The sequence below is a fragment of the Anaerovibrio sp. genome (genome assembly GCF_051866355.1).
GTDB lineage: Bacteria > Bacillota > Negativicutes > Selenomonadales > Selenomonadaceae > Anaerovibrio.
Genome location: NZ_JBJDWZ010000182.1, coordinates 1 through 5,954 on the forward strand (window position 1 = coordinate 1; position 5,954 = coordinate 5,954).

Genomic DNA, 5,954 nt, shown 5'->3' on the forward strand with positions numbered 1-5,954 from the left:
TCCAGCTTGGGCAGGTATTCCGCCACATTGACCGACCCGGTAAACTCCACATTGCGGAGCTGCAAGGTCCTGACGGTCTGGCGGCACATTTCATAGTATTCCTTGTCCTCCCCATAAGGGCCGATAACTTTCAGGCAGGCATCGGGAATCGCCTGCTGAACCAGCAGAAAAGCCCGCAGCATGGTGATGATGTCCTTGATGGGCACCACGCGAACCACGCCGCCTATGACAATAGGCCCTTCGTGCTGCTGCAGCTCACCTATATGCTGAAACCGCTCCATGCGTATGCCATTGGGCACAATCCTGATTTTCTCCGGACTGCAGCCCAGCTCCTGCTCAATGACCGCATTCTGCTCAAAGAGCGTCACCACCATGGAAGCGGAACGATAGGCCATTTTGGCGATATTGTAGAAATACTGTATCCAGACGGACTTGAAATCCCCCTTGGCCCAGCCGCACTTGACAATCTCCGTTTCCCGCTCCCGGGAATAAATGCCATGCTCCGTAATCAGGAAAGGCTTGTGCCCAATGCCTGACGCCAGACTGCCGAGAATGCCGCAGTACCCGGTGGCGACGCTGTGATAAATATCCGCCTCCGGCAACGGCTGGTGCAGGAAATAAAACAGCGGCAGCAGCATGGAGCGCATGGTCCAGAAAAAATCCGTAAAGGGCAGGTAGCTGTACCTGTCCATGTAAACCTGATTGATGATATCAAAAAAATCACTGCTCATAAAGATGGACAGAGGATTTTTTCTCTGCTTTCCCTGCTCGAAAATCCTTGCCATAGCCGCAATATCAATCGGCTTTTCCCCCACCACCAGGTCATAAATGCACTTTCGCTCGTCATCTGACAGGATATTCTCCTTCAGGGACGGCGACCGGCAGGTGAGGATTTCATCCAGAAAGACCTCCTGAATCCCCACCACATTAGCAGGGAATTTATATTTATACTGTCCCCTGTCGCGGGCCTCCGCCCCCAGGGCATAGATAAAAAACTCATGCTCCGGAAAGCCTTCCATCAGCATCTGTATCCAGGAGGACACGCCTCCCACCACATAGGGATAGGAACCTTCCACCAACAAACATATCCTCATGGCCGCTCACCTGCCCATTCCAGCGAAAACTCCGGCTCTTCCACGGTCAGCACATAGGCATCCTGCTGTATCCTGCGCGCCTTGCCGCCACTTATATGGCCGACCTCCCTGCCGCTTCGCAATATAAAGGTCAGCGGACGGCTGAAATTCCAGCAGTGGAGCTTCATGCCGTCACTGCTTCTCTCCACCCGGTAATCCATCGCAAAATAATTCTTCATAATATCGGCGCCCTCGGAGGCCGTAGCAGGCTCCAGCCAGCCAAAACGCCGGTCAATATCCTCAAAAAGCTCCCGCAGGCCTTTTTTCATCACTGCCCAGCTCAAATTACTGCTCTCCTCATAGAATATTTCGTCAGGATGGACAAAATGCGAAAATACGCCATTATAGCAGACAACATTGTAGCTCTCCCAGATATCCTCCGGCGCTGGTGCATAGCCTGACGATACCCGCGGAATCTCGCATGTGCCATCCTTATTAACCTGGAAATTCTGGAAATACTCCTTCGCATCGGCCAGGCCGTTATACAGGGAGGCATATACCTTCATGTCAGGAAAGACGCTTTTTATGGCGGCCTTTCCCTCCGGGCTCAGGATGTTGGATGGCGGCACGTAGGAGTGAAGCTCATAGCCGGGATATACCTCCTCCACGTACCGCTTCACTTCCTGCAGGGATTCCACCATATCCTGCTGGCTTTCCCAGGCATTGTAGCCCAAACGCTCCTGCCCATATCCGGCCGGCGCCAGCGACTGATGGTTGTAGCCGTGTATTCCCAGCTCGCCGCCCGCTTTCAGAAGCTCCCGTCCGTACACGATTAGGCCGTTCCTGGCCTCGCCGTTTGCCAGCGGCTGAAAAGGCCCCTTGACCTGACTGCCGTAACTCTCAATAACCAAGCCTGTATATTTCCAGTTGTATTTCTTTCCATCGTTCAGCATTTCCGGCCACCAGAGCTTGCGGTAAAAATCCGCCGTGCTCAGGCCGGTTTCCTGATAAATCCTGTCAAAGTTTCCCTCCGGCACCGGCGAAGGAAAATCATCGATAAAAAACAGCTTCATGTTCATGACAGGATATACATAGTCCTCATGCAGCTGCCCCAGCATGGCGGTGTACATGCCATAGCTGTTTTTGTCATCGCGCTCCCTGCTGTTGCAAACCAGATACCTGCCCTTGCCGCATTGGTTTGACCAGACGATAGGCGTACCGTCACCGGCCGTTACCTCCGTTCTGGCCTCCGGCAGAAGCACTGCCTGCGTCAACGTGGTGGCATAGCCAGCCGAGTCAAAGCCAAAGCCCTGCAGGCCGGGATACATATCGCCCGTCACCCTGATGCCATAGGCCGATGCTTCCTGACCGACAGAGGCCACGCCCAGCTTTCCCAGCATTCCCGAAGGAAGCTGCTCCGGCTGCAGCTGGCTGAGAAGCATGGCCGTTCCGCCCTGCTCCACGTAGCGCTCCACAGCCGGCAGGCACTTCATATCCGTCAGCCGTCCGGCAGCGATAATCACGCCGCGGCAGGAAGCGTCAACCTCTCCGCCCTGATAAATGCTCCTGCGGACAACCTCCTTCTTCTGCTCCAGCAGAATCTTTTCCACTATATGCCTTTTCAGGACGCTCTGCACCTCACCGGGATCGTAAATCACCAGATACTTTTCGCGGGACAGGGAGGAAAACTCGCTCTCCTGCCCTGCCTCCCCGGCCGCACTGCTATTTGTCCAGGAGCCGATATGCAGAAACGCATCCATGCGATTGAGCTGGAAAAACACCCCCAGGGCCATTACCAGCATAAACGTAACCCATATTTCCTTTTTAAAGCCCTTCACGGAATGCCCCTCCCCAGTAACGCAGAATCCGCAATGCCTCCGGTGAAAGCCGCGCCCTGCTGGATTTCAGCTCTGACAGCTTCCCCCGGATAAGCTCCGGCTCACCCATGGCAAAATAAAGCTTCACACACAAAAGATACGGCTCCTCCCTGTCCGGAAAAGCCTGCTGAAACATGCGGCAGTCCTTCTCTGCTTCCTCGTAATGTTCCTGTACAATCTCCTGACTGATTTTTGCCTGCCAATAGGCGGCATTATCAGGCTCCTCCTGCAGGAGCCTGCCCATAAGTCCGATATATACCTGACGTTTTTCCTTTTTTGTCAGGGCATCCACATAGTCCTGCTGCAGATAATCCCCCAGCAGTTCCGCATAGCGCCTGATGAGCTCCATATCATCACCGGCCTGCTCCAGCTCCTTCTCCAGCTCCGCCATGCCGCTTTCCAGCTCCTCTATATGACCGGATATCATGGACACGGCATAGTAGGCTATCTCCCTGTCCGTATCGTAGGTCGCCATGCGCAGCACCTTTGGATTGTCCAGCACGTTCTGCTTGACAGCATCCAGAAAAACCTTCCGCTTTATCTGCACATCATCCACCAGAAATGTATCGTGCAGGGGAATAACATTCTCGTCATAGCTGATGAGGTTGGTAAAAACATCGTTTTTGTTCATCAGCTTGTGCGGGTTGATGTGGCTCTGCATAAAGCCCATGCTATGCAGGATACGGGCCGCGCAGATAGCCAGCAGGCCTGCCCCCGGCATCAGCAGCACGATACCTGCCTCCGTGGCCGCCTGCAGCCTGCCTCCCCTGCTTTGCACCACAAAATACACGGCCGCTGTAAGAAGCAGATGCCCGCATATACATATCAAAAACAGCTCATCGCCCATATCAAACCAGCTCCCTGCTCTCCAACACCTCTATGCCGCGATGCACCAATCTCTGCCTGACCAGCTGCAGCCCGGCCTCATCCACATCATGAAGCAGCAGGAACACCTTGCCGTCCCTGAGCCCTACGGCGTCCTCCTGACGGATGGCTCCCGACAGCTTGTTGTCCAGCTCCTGATAGCTCATGCCTGCACTGTCCAGCTCCAGCATCAGCGTCCTGACATTGTCCTGCAGGGCAGCTCTCGTCCGCAGTCCCCTCTCCAGCTTATCAAATTCCGCCGGCTGCAGAATTCTGGTCTGCGGCACAAAACGGCGGCTCTGTATGCCTTCCTCGTAAAGATATGCCTTGCCCATGGCCATGGAAATCAGGCGCGCCGTCACAGACAGAAGATTCTGCTGATATATGCTCCACTGTTCAAAATCCATGCCATAAATCTCTATGACGGCAATCACCCTGCCATCATAGACGATAGGCGCGGCCAGGTCCGGCAGGCCGCGCTGCAGGCCATGATTCACAAACAGATGATGGTTAGCCAGCATATCCATGATGTAGGGATTGTCCTCCGTCTTTCTGGAATGGGGCAGATTGGCCGTCTTGTCCCCCAGGCGCACCTTCTGGCGCATGTAGAACTGTTCCCGCCCCATGACGTAGACAGCTACATTCTGCGTTCCCATAATCCGTCCCGTCACTGCGGCAGCCTGGGTGAAAATCTCCTCCACCTCCACAGTATCCAGCTGCCTGATGATGCCATACAGCCAGCCAATGCTGTCATCCGAATTGACAATCTGACGATACAGCTTGTCCTTTATCTCGATAGAGGCCTGATAATTCTTCTGCAAAAAATCGTACCGCCTGCTGAAATGACGGAGCCTGTAGCCCAGGGAATCCAGCCGTCCCTTCCAGCTATCCGTGATATAACCCGTAAACACGCCTAAAAACAGATATGTGGAATAATGAAAAATATTTTCAGGCTCATAAAATACGCTTGCCAGCTCGCCATGCCGGCTGAGAATGCCCCAGGTCAGAAGTGCCATGGAAGGCAGGACCGCCGGCAGGGACTGCTTTTTGCCGTACAGAATTCCCATGATGATTATGTACATGTACGAGATATCCAGTCCCGTAGCGGAATTTACCGGGGTGTTGCCCTGAAGGATACTGATAATTACAACCAGCACAAAGAGCCCTATATTTTCCAGATAGGGCTTCATCTGCTCCAACCTGCCGAGGCCTTTCTCCTGTTCCTGCCCGGCCATGCCGGCAGTAGCGCCGCCTGACAGTTCTTCTGCGTACCACTCATAGACAGGCTTCAGCATGGACGCCGCCTGATACTTAGGCCTGATGCACAGCTCATAGACAGTGCCTGCCGTCTCTGCCGCGCCCTCTGTCGCCTCTACGGCATGCTCCGGCACATCCATCGGCGCAAACTCACTGCCCTGCCCCAGAATATCAATCTGCGGCAGGCTGGCAAAGCCGTTCATGGTCAGGACAACCTGCGTAAAGCTCAGGCATTCGTCCGAAGTAATGTAAATCCGTTCCTCCATCAGCTCCTGCTGGATAACCATGAGCAGGCCGTAGGCGGCATCCTCCAGATACATGACAGGAGCCGCCGTATCGTCACGCCCCTGCAGCTGAAACCCTTCGCCCCGGCAGGCGGCATAGAAAAGCCTGACAATAACGCTGTCAGAAGCAGACTGCCCCTGCCCGAATATTTCCGGCAGCACGACAACAGAGGACTGAAGCCCGTTGGCCCTGCTCCAGTCCAGCACAAAATTCTCATAATATTCCTGACGCACACTGCATCCGGTGACGTATAGAAAACGACCTGCCCCGTGCTGGCGTGCCTCCTGCATCACCTGCACCAGATCCTGTCCATATTCCTTGCCCGAAAAATATAGTACAATCTGGGGATTGTACAGGTTAAAGCTGTCTCCCTCAAAAGTGACAACATCCCAGTCCTCTTTTTGCAATTTTTCTATCAGGCTCTGCCCCACAAAGCCTGTATTTCCTGCCAAAAGGACATTTCTCCTAAAAACTTCTTTTTTATTTTTCATACCCATAGTCCTAGTTCCTACAAAAACAATACTTTTACTATATTATATAACATTTGTGCAGTATATGAATAGGACTATTTTATCAGAGTTTTGTAAAATTCCAGTTT

The 5,954-nt window shown here is 53.5% G+C and carries 4 protein-coding genes; all 4 read right to left on the reverse strand.

The genetic code is table 11. The annotated features are described in order from the left end of the window. Positions 1–1,076, reverse strand: a 1,076-nt coding sequence (gene pelF, locus ACI3UA_RS09595; RefSeq protein WP_439724599.1) for a GT4 family glycosyltransferase PelF, incomplete at its 3' end; no start/stop codon positions are given. 14 nt (positions 1,077–1,090) lie between these two features. After that, positions 1,091–2,911: a DUF2194 domain-containing protein gene (locus ACI3UA_RS09600; protein ID WP_439724596.1), complete on the reverse strand. Its 1,821-nt coding sequence runs from the start codon at positions 2,909–2,911 to the stop codon at positions 1,091–1,093. Further along, entirely contained in the window at positions 2,898–3,797 is a 900-nt protein-coding gene (locus tag ACI3UA_RS09605; protein WP_439724597.1) for a hypothetical protein, read from the reverse strand. Before ACI3UA_RS09605 ends, ACI3UA_RS09600 begins: the two co-directional genes overlap by 14 nt. A 1-nt stretch (position 3,798) precedes the next feature. Beyond that, positions 3,799–5,808: a GAF domain-containing protein gene (locus tag ACI3UA_RS09610; protein ID WP_439724598.1), complete on the reverse strand. Its 2,010-nt coding sequence runs from the start codon at positions 5,806–5,808 to the stop codon at positions 3,799–3,801. Positions 5,809–5,954 lie beyond the last annotated feature (146 nt).